This is a genomic window from Asaia sp. SF2.1, assembly GCF_000505765.1.
Taxonomy (GTDB): domain Bacteria; phylum Pseudomonadota; class Alphaproteobacteria; order Acetobacterales; family Acetobacteraceae; genus Asaia; species Asaia bogorensis.
The window spans coordinates 126,053-141,453 of the sequence record NZ_AYXS01000012.1; the positions used below are offsets into that span (position 1 = coordinate 126,053).

Here is a 15,401-nt window from a genome sequence, read left to right on the forward strand (position 1 = left end):
GCCCTTATGGCGCATCCTGTTGTGTTTCCGGCGCCTTCAGAGGCGGCTCCGCAATAACCTGCTGCAATGGCACGCCCTGATACTTGCCTGTCAGGGTTTTGAGGAAAGCAACGATATCGTCAGCATCCTGCTTCGACAACGTTGCGTAGGGCGTCTGGTAACGGGCCATCTGACGCACGGCATCCGCCAGAGTTGCGGCACTGCCATCATGAAAATAGGGAGCCGTCAGCGCAACATTGCGCAAATTGGGCACCTTGAATTTCTGGTGGTCATCAAGGGCATGGGTGAAACCTTCACGCCCTGAGTCCACATCGGTCAGCCCTACCTTGCGATCCGTGAAATACGGACCTTCCAGCCCCATGACCTCATAGGCATCGCCGCCCACGGCCACGCCGCTGTGGCAGCCCGAGCAGCCAATCGCCTTGAAGCGCTCATAGCCGCGTTTTTCCTGCGCCGTAATCGCGTTGTTATCCCCCTTGAGATAAAGGTCGAACGGGCTGTCAGGAGTGATCAGGGTTTTTTCGTACTCGGCAATGGCATTGGTGACCGTGCGCTGATTGACAGCGTTGGGGCCATAAAGAGCCTCAAACGCCGTATGATATTCCGGCACGGCGGCAATGATGGCGGCCACGGCGGGCCAGTCATGCGACCCCATCTCCACCGGGTTGGTGACGGGTCCCGCCGCCTGGGCTGCGAGGTCGACAGCACGCCCATTCCAGAACTGGGCCACGTTGAACACGGCGTTATAGACGCTGGGCACGTTGATCGGGCCTTTCTGGCCATTGATTCCCGTTGCCGTGACGAGATTATCCACGCCTCCCTTGTCGAGCCCGTGGCAGCTTGCACAGTTGAGCTTGCCATCACCCGAAAGACGACGATCAAAGAAAAGCTGCCGACCCAGTTCGGCTTTCGTCCAGTCCACCGGCAAGCTTTCCGGGATAGGCTGAATGACCTCTCCCGCAAATTGCGGCGCAACCCCGGGCGTTGCGTAATAGCGACGACGCTGATCCGCCACCCAGGCCAGCACATCGCCACGGGCCTTTTCGGTCATGTAGGCATGCGGATGCATGAGCAGATAGGCCGCCGGCGGCATGCGGTTCTGGCTGATCACCTCCTCGATACGCGACAGTTGTTCAACCGAGGGCGGCTTGCCTGCCATGAACGCCGCAAGGATAGGCTCGAAACGGAAATGCCTCTGTCCCGCTACCAGATCGCGCTCCATGATCTGGTTGGCGAAAGGCAGCTTGAAATAGAACGGGAGATCCGCATTGCGCGTATGGCAGTAATCGCAGCGCGTTTCCTGAAATGCCTGAAACGCGGCCAATGCCTTGGGGTCATGCCATGTCGCGCTGCTCGTCGGCAGGCGCGGCGCACCCTGATGATCGAAATGAGTCAGATAAGCAATTGTGGCGCCATAGGCCGCAACCCCCGCGACCGCCAGTCCGGCAATGGTTCTTTTTACGCGTTTTTTCTTCCCGGCGGCGTCCGACAACCGACATTCTCCCAATTTGTGCAGATCGGTGCACCATGTCCAAACAGGTTGCGCCTGTCAAAGTATTGTTACCGATGACCTTAATAGGCATCGCCGATAGTGTTAATCTATTTTAACGATATGTCATCTCTGCATGGGCAGTACGTGGCTGATACATCGGCTCCGCCCTGAGGGACTACAGCAGTCGTTCAAGGTCATCCCGCCGTGCGATCGGGATGCGAGGCGTTACAGGATTGCCCCTCAGGAAGCTTCGTCATCTGTTTCGCCGAGAGCCTCGCGCAATCGACGCCGTGCGACGGAAACGTAGCGGGTGTCGATATCAATTCCGATCCCGCTGGCGCCGAGCTCATGCGCGGCCACCAGACTTGTTCCTGTCCCCATAAAAGGATCGAGCAGAACCGTGCGCTCGTCATAGCCATGCAGGGTCATGCACGCTGTTGGAAGCGCCACAGGGAAAGTTGCGGGATGGAGGAATTTCTCCTTGCGGTGGCGTACGGTCTCATACGGGATGAACCAGGTATTGCCCCGGCAGCGCCGGTCAACCGCATGGCGCCTGCGATTGATGTTCGACTTGTCAGTAAAGGGAACACCCGCAGCGAGACGCTGAAGCGGCACATCCCCCTGATGCGTCAGGTGAAAGACATGCTCGTGATTATGGTTGATAAAGCGCGTGGAATTGACCGGCTTGAAATGACCATAGGTCTTTTCCTCAATCGAGACAGACTTGATCCAGACGATATGGTTCTGCAGCACGAAAATATCGCGCAGCTGCGTGATCAGTTCGAATGGGAGCCAGGGCTGCGCCGATGAGCCGGCAATATTCAGAAAGAACGAGCCGCCCGGTTTGAGCACGCGGGCAATCTGGGCGCAGATGATCTGCATCCAGCCGATATAATCCTGCTCCTCCAGACGATCGTTATAGGTGCGGTAGGCAAGACCGATATTATAGGGTGGCGAGGTCACGACAATATCGACCGACGCCTCTGGCATACGGCGCATGACATTGAGCGCATCGCCACGTATCAGGGCGTGGGGGCCAATCGCCTCCCGACGCGCCCTGACCTTGTCATGCTTCATCAGGCGGGAGGATGCGGGAGCAGCACGACCATCCGGCCATGACTGCGCAGTTTTCCAGCCAGTGCCTCCGCCTCGGCACCCCAGCCGGTGAACAAATCCGCTCGTCCAACGCCCTTGATGTCGCTGCCGACATCCTGCGCGAAGACAAGATGCGTCCAGTGCCCCTCTGCCCCATCTGCCTGCGGCAGATGCGTGTCGATCCAGAGTGGCACGCCCAGCGGCAACACATTGCGATCGACTGCAACGGAGCGACCCGGCGTGAGGGGTATCCCCATTGAGCCGGGGGCACCGCGATCGAGCGGCACCGTATCGATACGCCGGAAGAACACGTAGTTTGGGTTTTGCTCCATGACGCTCTGGGCGCGATCGGGATGCGCAGCAAGCCAGGCACGCAGCGTCGCCAGCGACACATCCTGCGCCGCCATCTCACCCTGGCTCACCAGCACACGGCCAATTGGCACATAAGGCTCGCCATTCTTGGCTGCAAAGCCGACGCGACGCACGGAGCCATCGGTCATGACCAGACGCCCTGCCCCCTGGATCTGCAGAAAAAACAGGTCCTCGGGTGAGCGCAGCCAGGCAATTTCCAGACCGCGCCCCTCAAGCGCACCACGGTCGATTTCGGCACGGCTGTAATAGGGAACGAACTTGTCGTTCTCCCAGCGTCCTGTCACCCAGTCACCCGCCGTGTCCTTGGTGCGCACGAGGTCGGCAGGCTGCCCGTAAAGCGGTGTCTGGAATTCACCGCCCTTCTGGGCTGAAGCATAAATCTGGGGCTCGTAATAGCCGGTGATCAAACCATCGTTCGCGACCAGATAGGGCGCGAACCACGTCTCGAAATAGCGCCGCGCTTCGCCTGGCTCACTCCCGACCGATTGAAGCGCGGTGCAGGCGCCGCTCCAGTCTCCGGCGAGGCTGCCATTGGGGATCGTGCCCTGCGCACCGCCGAGGTGAGTTTCCGGTGGCAACCTGGTGATGCGCTGGCACTCGGTGCGCAACTCCGGCAGAAGCGACTCAGGTGTTTCCGCTGACCAGCCATCGAGCATGGCATAGGTGACCGGGGTCAGTTCGAGGCGGGTTTCCTCCCGTTCCGGCGTGGCGCAGGAGGCCAGGAGGGCAAGGCTGAGCCCGAATGAGAGGCGGGTAATTGTCTTCATGGCAAACCGATTTCGTTATACGCCCTGCGGGACCCCCAGCCCGATGAGAACATCAACCGGGCGATACGGGTCTGCGGAGTGCACATTCATGGGCCAGCCGGAAGCATGATACGCGTTCCGACAACGGAGAGGCTCAGCAGATATCAGGCTGCGCGCGCGGCCGCCAGATGCCAGGATGCGACTGGCTGGTTTGGGCCTGTTTCACTCTCGAATTCCCACAGATCAGAAAACTCGGTAACAGATTCCGTCCCGATCAGCGGCTGCCCACCAACATCGTTGAGAATACTGATCTGGCGTGAAACGATCTGCACGTCGATACGCGCCTTCTCGCCGCCTTCAAAGCGCGTCAGAACGGCATCGACAATGGCAAGCGAGTTGATCCCGACAATCTCGGTGCGCTGCTGCTGCTGCGCCTCGTCGCGGGCCGTGATGGCTGCATCAAACCCGGCAAAAGCTTCAGGCGTCAGATAAAGACGCAGTTTTTCGCGATCACCCGTTGCGAAGGCTGTCACGACATCGCGGAAAGCTTTCTGTGCATTTTGCAGGAAGATTTCCGGTTTGAACCCGGGCTGTGCTGCCGCAATCTCGGCCAGAACCTGCCCGACCCGCGTGGCGGGCTGGGGAATATCGAACTTTGCGCTGGGTTCTTCCACGGGCGCCGGTGCGGCAGCCGCAGGCTGCGGGCGGGCAGGCACAGGCGCGGTTGTCACGGATGATCCGCCAACATCGACGCGACGACCGAGCACAGCACGCAGCCGCCAGACCAGAAGGGCTGTCAGCACCGCAAAAATGACGATGTCGTAGGGGATATGCGAAAGGACGGACATCAGGACTTCAGCTTCCCGCTATTTTTTTCTCGAAGGGCATGTTGCCTAGGTAAAGCGGGTCGTGCGGTGGCACAACTCCCTGCCAATGCCTCACAACCCGAAATATGGTCACATTTGCGCCGGAACCTTAGGCTGTTGGCGTGAGTCATCGATCATGCTACCGCCTAGAGGTACGCAATGCAGCTCTCATGGGCTGCATGTTCACAACCGCCCATGCGAGCAATGCGAGGCTTTATGTCCGATACCGTCCAGAACCCGGCCAACGACCAGGGCAACCCGCCCGCCCTGCCCCTGTCGGTCAATCTGCAATACACGAAGGACCTTTCCTTCGAGGTCCCGGCCGGTGCAGCGATTTTCGCAACGCTGCGCTCTGCACCCCAGATCTCGGTCAATATCGACGTGCAGGCCAATCGCCTTGAAGAAGCCCAGCCGGTTTTCGAGGTTGCACTCGCCATCCGCGCCGAAGCGACCGAATCGCCGGAAACCGAAGGCGGTGCAGCGGGTCGCACGGTGTTCATCGCCGAGCTGACCTATGCTGCCATCGTCACGCTGACCGACGCCCCCGCCGAGCTGATCGAGCCGATCCTGCTGGTTGAAGTGCCGCGTCTGATTTTCCCCTATGTCCGCAGCATCATCAGCGACGTAACGCGCGATGGCGGCTTCCCGCCGATCGTTCTGCAGCCAATCGATTTCGTGGCACTGTGGCAGGCCAAGCGTGCCCAGCAGTTCCCCGAGACCGCAGGCAACGCCTGATCATGAGCACCGGGAGGGCCCACCCCTCCCGGTACGCACGCGCATCACGCGCCTGCAACGGCTAACGCGCCACAAAGAATAACTGATATCATGGGTATCGCCGCGGGTGCCTGACCCGGTCAGCGTCGAGCCGATCAGCAATTGTCACTTCTGAGTTAGCCGATGACGGGGTAGCCCCTGCAGATGCGCTACGGTGCGCGATGATCTGCTGCGGGACAGAACGGAATCACAACCGGAAATTTTCGGAAAAAATGGCGGAGAGGGTGGGATTCGAACCCACGGTACGCTTACACGCACGGCGGTTTTCAAGACCGCTGCCTTCAACCACTCGGCCACCTCTCCTGCGCTCATCAGGGTTTGACCCCTGCGGCAAGAGCCGCTTCTTTGCCCGGTTTCATAACGGGATGCAAGAGGGGGAATACAACGAAAAAAAGGCCGCCACCCGGCGCGCGCTGTGCAGGCCTCATGCGGGCACCTCTGTTCTTCTCGCAGCTGACTCGAAAGGGGCAATCCGGATCCGCTGGCTCGCTCACACAGAACTCTGCTCGATCCGCACTCGCGCCAACACCTGTGCCGCGAGTATCAAACCAAGCGATGACTCAACCGAGCAGGTGAAACCAGGAAATGATGGCCCAGAGCGCCCCGAGCAGAAAAACCCCCATGGCAATGGTGGGTAATACGATCGACCACAGGAAGCTCCGAACCGTTTGGGCTGGCTCGGCGATACCCGCCTGACGCTCAAGCGCACTCGCCTGTTCATCAATGTTGAACCAGGCATCGTCTTCTTTGCTCATCACATGCACCTTTCCCGCTGTTACTACTATCAGCCAAGCACGGATGGCAGATTCAGGCCAATCAGTTCTTGGTCATCACACGTCGCAGCCTTGGCGTAGTGCCTCAATACTATCGAAGTAGGGCCTATGCCCCGGATTATTTCCCGGCAGGCAGAATATCGCCCAGTGGCCAGCGGGGGCGTGGTGCGGATGTAATGCCGTCCTCGAGCATTGCACCCGCCTGCTCGTAGGCGCGGATTGTCTCGATAGCCGCCCAGCCCACCATGACGGCATTATCCGTGCACAGGCGCAGCGGCGGTGCTACGAACGGAATATGCGCCTCCTGCGCAACCTGCTCCAGAGCGGCTCGGATCGTCGTATTCGCTGCAACGCCGCCGGCCACGACAAGGGACGTGGCCCCTGGCAACGCCTGAAGGGCATGGCGCGCCCTGTCTGCCATCACATCGCAAACGCATTGCTGAAAACTGGCTGCGATATCCGCTGCAACCTGCCGTGGCAGGGCCGCCATGCCATAAGGCTCGATCTGTCGGGCTACCGCTGTCTTCAGTCCTGAGAAGGAGAAATCACAACCCGGCCTGCCCATCAACGGACGCGGCAGACTGATGCTTCTTGCATTGCCCTCAGCCGCAAGCTTTTCGAGGGCCGGACCACCCGGCCAGCCCAGCCCCAGAAGCTTGGCCACCTTGTCAAAGGCTTCGCCCGCTGCGTCGTCGATCGTCCCGCCAAGCTTTTCGTAGTGCCCCACACCGTGCACGGCGACGCATTGGCAGTGCCCGCCCGACACAAGAAGCAAAAGATACGGAAATTTAATATCGGTCGCGACCAGCCTCGGCAGTCGCGCTGTCAGGGCATGTGCCTCGATATGGTTCACCGCGATGAAAGGCCGGTCCATCGCCAGTGCCAGCCCTTTCGCATAGTTGCTGCCCACAATCAGCCCACCGATCAGACCCGGACCGGTGCAGGCCGCAAAAGCCCCCATCTCGTGCAATGCAAGGCCCGAATTCTCAAGTGTTTGCCGGACGATATCAGGCAACAGGGAAAGGTGCGCGCGTGCAGCAATTTCTGGCACGACCCCACCCAGCGCCGCATGGCCCGCCTGCGTATACACGGTTTCGGCCAGCACCCACCCTTCGGGGGAGAGAATTGCGCAGGCTGTCTCGTCACAGCTTGATTCGATGGCCAGAACCGGGGCCTTGAGTGAAAAACATGCCATACCCCCTGATAACGCGATGGAACGCCATAAGCGAGCCGTCTCTTTTCATGGATCACGCGGTGGAGTAGCAAGATCAGCCATGAAACAGATGACGATGCCCGAAGCGCTCATGACCCAGAGCCTGCAATTGCAGCAGGTTGCTGCCGAAGCCATGCGCCGACAGGCCTCGCCTCATCCGCCGACCTCAAGGCACTCCCTGCCGCTCCGCGTGGGCACGCGTGGCTCACCGCTCGCGCTTGTGCAGACGAGGGCTTTCCTGACACGGCTGACCCGTTTCTGCCCGCTGCTGCGCGACATGGGCGCGTTTCAGGAACATCCGATCAACACGACAGGCGATCAGGTCCAGTCCCGCCTTCTGTCGGAAATCGGTGGCAAAGGGCTGTTTGCGAAGGAAATCCACGAATCCCTGCTGGCACGGCAGATCGATTTCGCCGTTCACAGCCTAAAGGATCTCGAAACGGTTCTGCCTGCCGGGCTGACACTGGCCTGCACGCTCAAGCGTGAGGATGCACGCGATGTGCTGATCCTGAGCCCGGCGCTGCGCGACAAGGCAAAGGCGCTGGTCGCAGCCGGTCACTCCCCGCTCGATGCCCTGCCTTTTGGCGCCAGGATCGGCTGCGCCTCTGTGCGTCGTCAGGCCCAGCTGCTGCATCGGCGTCCGGATCTGCGGTTCGGGCTGATACGCGGCAATGTCCAGACACGCCTCGACAAGCTTGCAGGCGGCGCTTGCGACGCGACACTTCTTGCTCTGGCCGGGCTACGCCGTCTGGGCATGGAAGACCGGGCCGATATCGTGCTCGACACCGATTTCATGATTCCGGCGGCCGGTCAGGGGATCGTTGGCGTGACAGTCCGTGCGGAAGACCGTGAACTGCTCGACCTGCTGGCGGCCATAGAAGACCCCGAAGCACGCGCTGTTGCGACGGCAGAGCGCGCGCTTCTGGATGTGCTCGATGGCTCGTGCCGCACGCCGATAGGTGGCTATGCCAGGCTGCGCCCCAAGGCCCAGCCGGGCGGCCGCGGTCATTTCGGAGATCGCGAGCTTGTCCTGACAGGTCTGGTGGCCCGCGAGGATGGCTCCTTCTTCCTGCAACGCGAGATCTGCGGCGAGCCGACCGAGGCCCTGCGTCTGGGGCGCGAACTCGGCCTGTCGCTCCGTGCCGATTCCCCTGCCGATATCTTTGAGGATCATGGCTGAGACGCCGCGCCGGACGGTCCTTGTCACACGCCCGGAACCGGGACTGAGCGATACGCGCCGTGCATTGGAGGCGCTGGGCTGGGAGCCTCATCTGGCCCCCATGCTGCGCATCATGCCTGTGCCGTTGCGTCCCCTATCCCCTGTCGGCCGTGTCGTCGTTACCAGCGGGCAAAGCCTCGACTCCCTGCGTGATGTGCTTCCACTGCAAACGCCGCTGACGGCCGTCGGCGCACGCACGGCCGAGCGCGCACGTGCCTGCGGCTTCAGTCATGTCGATCATGCCGATGGCGATGCCCGCTCGCTGTTGCAGCATCTCGGCCGCCCCCAGTCAGACCCCTCTCTTCTTCTCGCGACCGGACGCGGGCTTGGGGGTATGCTGGCGCGCGACCTGCGTAGCCAGGGCTGGCGCGTCACGAGACGGGTAGTCTACCATACCGCTCCCACCGGCACGCTGGATGACGCCACCCGGACGTTGCTCACCCAGCAGCGTATCGCCGCTGTCCTCTTTTACTCAGCTGCAACGGCCCGTGCCTTTCTCTCGGCGCTGGGGCCAGACAGCGCGCTGCTCTCAACGGTGCGGGCGCTTGCCCTGTCGGACCAGATTGGCGACGCGCTGAGGCCGTCGTCATTCGCCGATATCGCCATCGCCGCACGACCGGAGCAGGAGGCGCTGCTCGATCTGCTCGGCCCATCAAGCGCTCCAGCACACGACACGCAATTCAGGAAAGACGCCCGTTGAACTACCGTCACGCCTATCACGCAGGCAACTTCGCTGACATGATGAAACACGGGCTCCTGCTCGTTATTCTTCGCCATCTGCTGCGCAAGCCAGCCGGATTTTGCGTGCTCGACACCCATTCAGGCTGCGGGGTCTATGATCTTGACGCGACCGAAGCGCAGAAGACCGGAGAATGGCGCGAGGGCATCGGCGCTTTCCATGACACCCCGGCCCTGCCGGAAACCGTACCAGAGGAACTGACTGATTACCTCTCGATCGTGCGCAGCTTCAATGCGCCCGATGGTCCGGCAAACCGCTATCCCGGCTCACCCGCGTTGATCGCCTCGGTGCTGCGCCCTCAGGACCGGCTCATCTGTTGCGAACTCCACCCTGACGACGCCCGCATACTTAGGCGCAACTTCCGCGATCAACCGCAGGTCGCGGTGCATGAGCGCGATGGTTATGGCGCGCTCAAGGCCTTTCTGCCGCCGCGTGACCTCAAGCGCGGCCTCGTCCTGATGGACCCGCCTTTCGAAAAAACGGACGAGTTCGATACTCTTGCTACCGCCATGCGCAATGCAAGGCGTGCTTTCCCTATGGGCATTGTCGCCGCCTGGTATCCCATCAAGCATCGCGCCCCGGTGCGCCGTTTTCATGATACGCTGCGCGATATGGGTTTGCGTGATATCGTCGATTGCAGCCTCTATCTGCGACAGCCCACCGATCCTGCCCGGCTCAATGGCTGCGGCCTGACCGTCATCGCCCCACCCTATCGTTTCGAGGATCAGGCCAGAGTGTTTCTCAACTCCATCGCGCCCATCCTTTCACCGGACGGTGAAGGCTACGCGGAAGTGACCCGGATCGTGGAAGAATGACAGCCACCTCCCCTCATATCGCCGTTATCGGTGCCGGTGCCTGGGGTATCGCCCTGGCTTGCGCCAGCGCCCGTGCCGGCGCGCGCGTAACGCTCTGGTCGCGCTCCCCGGTGGCACCCGGCACGCGAACATTGCCCCGCCTGCCTGCTGCCGTCCTGCCCGATGCGGTTGGCGTGACATCCGACCTACCCGAGCACGCCGATCTGACATTGCTGGTGGTGCCCATGCAGACGCTCAGGTCAATCGCGCCGCGCCTCAAGGGTACCTCACCGCTCATTGCCTGCTGCAAGGGGCTCGAACTGGGCACGGGAGATCTCCCGCTCGACATTCTGCGCGAAACCCAGCCCGATCGGCCTCACGCCGTTCTGTCAGGCCCGAATTTTGCGATCGAGGTTGCAATGGGCGCACCGGCAGCAGCCACCATCGCCGCGGCGTCGCTTGATGAAGCCCATCACTATGTCGGCCTGCTCTCCTCACCGCATTTCCGTCTCTATGCCAGCGATGATCCGATTGGGGTGCAGATTGCTGGCGCTGCAAAGAACGTGGTCGCCATCGGCGCCGGGATCGCCATCGGCGCAGGGCTTGGTGAGAATGCACGTGCAGCGCTGATCACGCGCGCCATTGTCGAAATCGGTCGCCTCGCCGCAGCGATGGGAGGGCGTCCTGCGACGATAGCGGGCCTCAGCGGTCTGGGTGACCTGATTTTGACCTGTACGGGGGCAGGTTCACGCAATTACAGCCTTGGTCTTGAGCTGGGGCGTGGCACAAGCCTTGCCGAAATCCTCGGCACACGCAGCACGGTTGCTGAAGGCGTCGCCACAGCGCCCGCCCTGGCTGCAAGGGCAAAGGCGCTCGGCATTGCCATGCCCATTACCGAAACCGTCTCGGCCTTTCTGGCAGGGGAAATCGACCTCGCCCAAGCGCGTCGCCACCTTCTCGAGCGGCCGATCACCGTCGAATAGAACCAACAATAAGGGACAGCATCATGTGGATGCGCAATGAAGCCATGCGTCGCCTCGTCAGCCGGAACCGGGTCGTCCGGTTTCTGACATTCGGTGTGCACAGCATGATGCAGATGAAGCTGCTCGGCGGGCACAAGCATCCGGTGACACTGGGTCGTCTCGACAAGGCGCGAGCAGGCACGGACTCACTTCTCAGCAGTGACGAGGCCTTCGTCCTGCATGAGCTAGCTCAGGCGCAGGCCGTCTATGAGGGCGATATGGCCGAGTTCGGTGTCTATCGCGGTGCCTCGGCCGAGTTGCTCTGCATGGTGAAGAATCACCGCAGGCTTCACCTGTTCGACACGTTCGAGGGTCTGCCTGCACCCTGCGCGAAAGAAGGAAAGGTCTTTGCCAAGGGTGAGTTCTGCGGCACGCTCGATTCAGTCAAACGCAAGCTTGCAGGGTATGAGAATGTTGCCTTTCACCCCGGCTTCTTTCCGGAATCCGCTGCCTCGCTTAGCGATGAACGCTACAGCTTTGTCCATCTCGATGTTGATCTGTACGAAGCGACATTGGCCGGGCTGACCTATTTCTACCCGCGCATGATCCCCGGCGGCATTATTCTCACGCACGACTATTCCATCATTGACGGCGTGGCGCAGGCTTTTGCCGAATTTCTGGCAGACAAGCCAGAGCATGTCATTGAACTGCCCACCACGCAGGCCATGATCATTTGTCACCCCCGTCAGGACTGATCCGCCGGTATTACAGCAGGGGTGGCGCGCCGTGCTGCATGAACGCTTGCGTTCATGCACCGGGCCCCATCTCACGGCCCGTATGGGTCGATGGCTATCTGCCTCGTCCGGGCAGAATATTCTTTAACGTACCGCGCAGGCGCTCGAAACGGGCCACCATTGCATCGCCCGGCCGATCCATGAAGGCCCATGCCATGAGCGGCATCCAGATCCAGAACTCCCAGAAAAACACCAGATTGATCAGCGCGATCATCCGGAAGGACGGATGACGGCGCAGCCCTGCAACGAGCGTCGGCAGAAACACCCAGACGAAACAGACAAGCCCAACAAGAACTAGAGTGAGTGGATCATGATCATGCAGGCGGTGCAGCAGTTCACTCTTATCCAACAAAATAACGCCTCCATCCGTTTCGATAAAACAACGTTAAGAGGCATGGATAGGTGACGCAATGCACCCATTCATTGCTTTGAAGTAACTATCTCGCCTCGCCGGAAGCGCGGCCCTTATGCCTGAACCATCTCGACAGAAAAAACGGCGCGCGCCCTCCATGACCGAAATAGGCCAGACGCGCTTCGTGCAGATGAACCCTGCCAAACGCTTCAGCCCGTATCAGGACGATCATGATACTGGCCCCAGCGAAGGGACCGAGCAGATAAACCCAGAAGTGCCCCCATGATCCCGATATCAGCGCCGGTCCGACGCTCCGGGCGAGATTCGTGCTATCGCCCGAAAGCCAGGCCTCGAAGGGATTAAGCACGAAAAACACCGGACCTGCCGCCCAGGCAGCAAAGCGCCTCAAAGCGGGCCGCGCGCCGCAGAGCAGGACAACAGCAACAAGTATCGCCGTTGTATTGATTTCGCCCACAAAGGCCCACCATGGCGGCACAAAGGGAGACGGAACGGTCGCGGCAAAGCGTGATGACTGGCACCAGAGCCCCCAGACTGGCCAGATCAGGCCACTCGCCGCAACCAGCCCTGTTCCCATGACCGCACCCGAAATCTGGGCGAGCATGTAAAACACCATATCGGTCAGGGCCAGACGCTGCCCCAGATAGAATGCCAGGCTGATGGACGGGCTCAGATGAGCACCGCTGACACGTCCAAAAGGCGAAAGCGCCGCCAGCGTGGAACTCAGACCAAAAACGAGCCCTTCAAGGGCACTGAGCAGATTGGGCCAGTCAGCCAGCGACCTGGCGACCGGGCTATGCGGTGAGCCTATGGCAACGTTGGAGCAGACACCACCAATCATCAGCAGGCAGGTGGCCCAGAACTCGCAGATATAAAGCCTCGTATGAAGGTTCTTGCCCGGCTCGGGCTTCCCCATAAGAGGGCGGTCATGGGGATCGGGATAAAGGGAGTGAAGGTCCTGCTTGCCGGGTGTGTCATCCACCATGCCTGAGCTGTCCCCCTTCCTCTGCCTTCCTGCGCCCTGCCATCCGAGGCGTGTCAGATTTGCGGGATCGGAAAATCCCGCTGCTGACAGGCAAGATCCCCATGACGCCCCTGCGATAGCCGGGTCTATGCGAGGCTTTTGGGGGACACTGGCTCAGGCGGCAATAAAAAGCCCCGTGATCGTGGCACTCATGAGATTGGAGAGCGTCCCGGCAATCACACAACGTGAAGCGATCGTCGCGATTTCAGCGCGTCGTTCGGAAGCCACGCTGCCAAAGCCACCGATAAGGATCCCTACGCTCGAGAAATTGGAAAAGCCGCACAGCGCGACCGAGACGATCGCGAGGCTATGAGCAGAGAGTGCATGCGCATGGATAAGCGGCGATAGACCGACATAGGCGACGAACTCGTTGAAGGCGATTTTCTGCCCAAGGAGCCCGCCAACGGTCAGGGAGTCAGCCCAGGGGATACCGATCAGCCAGGCGAGCGGCGCCATCAGCCCGCCCAGAAGCGTGGAGAGGCTCATCCCGGGCAAATGGAACCACCCGCCCAATCCGTGAAGAACGCCATCGACCAGTGCGGTGATGCCGACAAACGCAACAAGAACGGCACCCACGGCAAAGGCCACGCGGGCACCGCTCATCGCGCCCTCGGCCAGCGCATCGAAAACACCGGATGTCTCGAGCACGGCGCGCGGCATGGGTTCCTTTGCCAGCGCGGCATCCTCCGGGGTGGGCCATAGAATCTTGGCAAAAAGCAGTCCGCCCGGTATTGCCATGAAAGACGCCGCCAGCAGGTAATGCATGGGCACACCAAGCCCCGCATAACCTGCCAGAACGGAACCGGAAACCGAGGCTGTGCCAGAACTCATGATCGTGAACAGTTCGGCGCGACGAAGCTTGTTCACATAGGGCCGAAGCACCACCGGCATTTCGCTCTGCCCCAGAAACACGGTCATGACGGCAGAAAAGGATTCGATGGCCGTTGTGCCGAGCACATGGCAAAGACCTTGCCCGATGATACGGGCCAGCGCCTGCATGACGCCCCAATGATAGAAAAGGGCAATCAGCGCCGAGACATAGACAATGGCCGGCAGCACCTGAAAGGCGAACACGAAGCTGTCCTGCCCGAACAGAGCATCCATCTTGGGCCCAGCAAGACCGCCGAACAGAAAATGCGTGCCAACCTGCCCATAGGCCAGCACTGCCCCGACGCCATCGGCCAGCGCCCCGAAAAGCCTGCGCCCCCACGGCACGAAAAGCGCCAGGGCGCCGATGCCGCATTGCAGCGCCAGAGCAATACCCACCTGACGGAAATTTATGGCTCTCCGGTTACTCGAAAGCAGCACACCCAGCGCGATGAGCACTGCCATACCAACCAAACCGCGCAGGAACATCAACGGCCCTTCAGATCATTCATTCCCTGCCCCCTCAGGGCATGAAACTGCGCCCAAGCGGGGGAGAGATGCGAGGTGTTACAACACGATAGAGGGCCAGCGTCGAGACAAGACCTGCGGGAACCGTTCTACTCGCGAAAGGTTTTACTGTGTCGGGATGCTTGCACGCTGTCCAGCGGAAAGCCACAGTGGCGATCAGGCTCACAACGAGGCATGACGGACTGACATGACGACCAGTTTTTATGATTTGCAGATACCCGCCCTGTGCGGAGAGCCGATCTCGATGGCCGATTTCAAAGGCAAGGCGGTCGTGATTGCCAATACGGCCTCGAAATGTGGCTTCACCCCGCAATATGAAGGGCTGCAATATCTCTGGAGCCATTACGGCAAATCCGGCCTTGTGGTGCTGGGCGTGCCAAGCAACGATTTTGGCCAGCAGGAGCCGGGAACAGCTTCCGAAATCCAGACCACCTGCTCGCGCAATTATGGCGTCAGCTTTCCCATGGCGACCAAATCGACTGTCAAGGGCAAGGAAGCCACGCCGCTTTTTCGTTGGCTGGCGAGTCAGGGCGGGATCCTGTCGCGCCCGCGCTGGAATTTCTACAAATACATCGTCTCGCGTGAGGGTGAGCTGCTCACCTGGTACACGCCGCTCACCGCCCCCGACTCAGATCGCTTCAAGGCCAGCGTCATGCGTGCTGTGATGGATCGGTAATAATCCTGCCTGACCCTGTGGCGTGTCGGACTCTCTCATGCAACTGCGCCAGAGGCTTTCCCCCAAGCGCATTGGGAAAATGGCTCAGCCCTGGCGC

16 protein-coding genes and 1 tRNA gene are annotated in these 15,401 nt (G+C 60.8%); 7 read left to right on the forward strand and 10 right to left on the reverse strand.

Annotated features, from left to right (window positions below; translation table 11 throughout):
- Positions 1-4 precede the first annotated feature (4 nt).
- The 4 genes from P792_RS26995 to P792_RS27010 form a co-directional block, all read right to left on the reverse strand.
- Entirely contained in the window at positions 5-1,492 is a 1,488-nt protein-coding gene (locus P792_RS26995) for a cytochrome-c peroxidase (protein ID WP_023978442.1), read from the reverse strand.
- Positions 1,493-1,732: 240 nt separating this feature from the next.
- Positions 1,733-2,569 carry a site-specific DNA-methyltransferase gene (locus tag P792_RS27000; RefSeq protein WP_023978443.1) on the reverse strand — a complete coding sequence of 279 codons (837 nt, stop codon included), beginning with the start codon at positions 2,567-2,569 and terminating at the stop codon, positions 1,733-1,735.
- Positions 2,569-3,726, reverse strand: coding sequence for a murein transglycosylase A (locus P792_RS27005; RefSeq protein WP_023978444.1), 1,158 nt, complete (start codon positions 3,724-3,726; stop codon positions 2,569-2,571). Before P792_RS27005 ends, P792_RS27000 begins: the two co-directional genes overlap by 1 nt.
- Before the next feature lie 143 nt (positions 3,727-3,869).
- The gene (locus P792_RS27010; protein WP_031240584.1) at positions 3,870-4,553 is read right to left on the reverse strand and encodes a Tim44/TimA family putative adaptor protein; all 684 of its coding nucleotides are present in this window, start codon (positions 4,551-4,553) and stop codon (positions 3,870-3,872) included.
- A gap of 234 nt (positions 4,554-4,787) precedes the next feature.
- Between P792_RS27010 and secB the strand changes: the two genes are divergently transcribed.
- Positions 4,788-5,306 carry a protein-export chaperone SecB gene (gene secB / locus P792_RS27015; protein WP_023978446.1) on the forward strand — a complete coding sequence of 173 codons (519 nt, stop codon included), beginning with the start codon at positions 4,788-4,790 and terminating at the stop codon, positions 5,304-5,306.
- Positions 5,307-5,558: 252 nt separating this feature from the next.
- On the opposite strand, the gene P792_RS27020 is transcribed toward secB, so the two are convergent.
- The 3 genes from P792_RS27020 to tsaD all read right to left on the reverse strand — a co-directional run bounded on the left by P792_RS27020 (position 5,559) and on the right by tsaD (position 7,313).
- Positions 5,559-5,648, reverse strand: a tRNA-Ser gene (locus tag P792_RS27020).
- 257 nt (positions 5,649-5,905) lie between these two features.
- The gene (locus tag P792_RS27025) at positions 5,906-6,100 is read right to left on the reverse strand and encodes a hypothetical protein (protein ID WP_023978447.1); all 195 of its coding nucleotides are present in this window, start codon (positions 6,098-6,100) and stop codon (positions 5,906-5,908) included.
- A 136-nt stretch (positions 6,101-6,236) separates the two neighbouring features.
- Positions 6,237-7,313: a tRNA (adenosine(37)-N6)-threonylcarbamoyltransferase complex transferase subunit TsaD gene (tsaD, locus tag P792_RS27030; protein WP_023978448.1), complete on the reverse strand. Its 1,077-nt coding sequence runs from the start codon at positions 7,311-7,313 to the stop codon at positions 6,237-6,239.
- A gap of 88 nt (positions 7,314-7,401) precedes the next feature.
- Here tsaD and hemC point away from each other — a divergent pair, with 88 nt between their 5' ends.
- From hemC to P792_RS35985, 5 genes are read left to right on the forward strand one after another with little or no spacing between them, the layout of a single operon-like run.
- Positions 7,402-8,511 carry a hydroxymethylbilane synthase gene (gene hemC, locus P792_RS27035; protein WP_023978449.1) on the forward strand — a complete coding sequence of 370 codons (1,110 nt, stop codon included), beginning with the start codon at positions 7,402-7,404 and terminating at the stop codon, positions 8,509-8,511.
- Positions 8,504-9,250, forward strand: coding sequence for a uroporphyrinogen-III synthase (locus tag P792_RS27040; protein WP_023978450.1), 747 nt, complete (start codon positions 8,504-8,506; stop codon positions 9,248-9,250). Before hemC ends, P792_RS27040 begins: the two co-directional genes overlap by 8 nt.
- Positions 9,247-10,104: a 23S rRNA (adenine(2030)-N(6))-methyltransferase RlmJ gene (locus P792_RS27045; protein WP_023978451.1), complete on the forward strand. Its 858-nt coding sequence runs from the start codon at positions 9,247-9,249 to the stop codon at positions 10,102-10,104. Before P792_RS27040 ends, P792_RS27045 begins: the two co-directional genes overlap by 4 nt.
- Positions 10,101-11,066, forward strand: a complete 966-nt coding sequence (locus P792_RS27050) for an NAD(P)H-dependent glycerol-3-phosphate dehydrogenase (RefSeq protein WP_023978452.1) — start codon at positions 10,101-10,103, stop codon at positions 11,064-11,066. Before P792_RS27045 ends, P792_RS27050 begins: the two co-directional genes overlap by 4 nt.
- Positions 11,067-11,089: 23 nt before the next feature.
- The gene (locus tag P792_RS35985; protein WP_023978453.1) at positions 11,090-11,800 is read left to right on the forward strand and encodes a TylF/MycF/NovP-related O-methyltransferase; all 711 of its coding nucleotides are present in this window, start codon (positions 11,090-11,092) and stop codon (positions 11,798-11,800) included.
- Positions 11,801-11,894: 94 nt separating this feature from the next.
- Here P792_RS35985 and P792_RS27060 read toward each other — a convergent pair whose 3' ends face one another.
- From P792_RS27060 to P792_RS27070, 3 genes are all read right to left on the reverse strand, one after another.
- Positions 11,895-12,191, reverse strand: coding sequence for a superinfection immunity protein (locus tag P792_RS27060; RefSeq protein WP_161630834.1), 297 nt, complete (start codon positions 12,189-12,191; stop codon positions 11,895-11,897).
- 85 nt (positions 12,192-12,276) lie between these two features.
- A complete protein-coding gene (locus tag P792_RS27065; RefSeq protein WP_023978455.1) occupies positions 12,277-13,194 on the reverse strand; it encodes an MIP/aquaporin family protein in 918 nt (305 codons plus the stop codon).
- 153 nt (positions 13,195-13,347) lie between these two features.
- A complete protein-coding gene (locus tag P792_RS27070) occupies positions 13,348-14,589 on the reverse strand; it encodes a NupC/NupG family nucleoside CNT transporter (protein WP_023978456.1) in 1,242 nt (413 codons plus the stop codon).
- A gap of 226 nt (positions 14,590-14,815) precedes the next feature.
- On the opposite strand from P792_RS27070, the gene P792_RS27075 reads away from it, so the two are divergent.
- Positions 14,816-15,304 carry a glutathione peroxidase gene (locus tag P792_RS27075; protein ID WP_023978457.1) on the forward strand — a complete coding sequence of 163 codons (489 nt, stop codon included), beginning with the start codon at positions 14,816-14,818 and terminating at the stop codon, positions 15,302-15,304.
- Positions 15,305-15,401: the final 97 nt, after the last annotated feature.